Source organism: Listeria sp. SHR_NRA_18, assembly GCF_003856515.1.
In the GTDB taxonomy this organism is placed as follows: Bacteria; Bacillota; Bacilli; order Lactobacillales; family Listeriaceae; genus Listeria_A; species Listeria_A newyorkensis.
The window spans coordinates 1-447 of the sequence record NZ_QPKR01000063.1 but is presented as its reverse complement, the minus strand read 5'-3'; the positions used below and the strand labels follow the sequence as shown (position 1 = coordinate 447).

Below are 447 nucleotides of genomic sequence, written 5' to 3'. Positions count from 1 at the left end.
CAAGGAGGCAGAGGCCAGATCCAGCCCGGTCAGATCGAGAGTCAGCGTCTGGAAGTTGAGCAGCGCCTCAAGGCGGCCTTGCGACACTTCCGGCTGATAAGGGGTATAAGCGGTATACCAGCCTGGGTTTTCCAGCATGTTGCGCAGGATCACCGGCGGCGTCAGCACCGCGCTGTAGCCCATACCGATATAGGATTTGTAGCGCTGATTCTGTGAGGCAATCGCCTTCAGTTCTGCCAGCGCCTGATGTTCCGTGGCCGCATCGCCTACCGGCGGAGGCCCTGGCAGTTGGATATCGGCTGGCACAATCTGTTGGATCAGCGCGCTGAGCGAGCGAGCGCCCACGGCTTCCAGCATCTGCTGCTGTTGCTCTGCGGAAGAGCCGATGTGGCGCTCGATGAACGCTTCGCTGTGTTCAAGTTGGCTGAGTGTCTGAGTCATTGCTAC

1 pseudogene is annotated in these 447 nt (G+C 59.7%); it reads right to left on the bottom strand.

Features of this window, described 5'->3' with window-relative positions:
- A pseudogene (locus DUK53_RS17145) lies at positions 1–447 on the bottom strand (hypothetical protein); the annotation flags it as partial.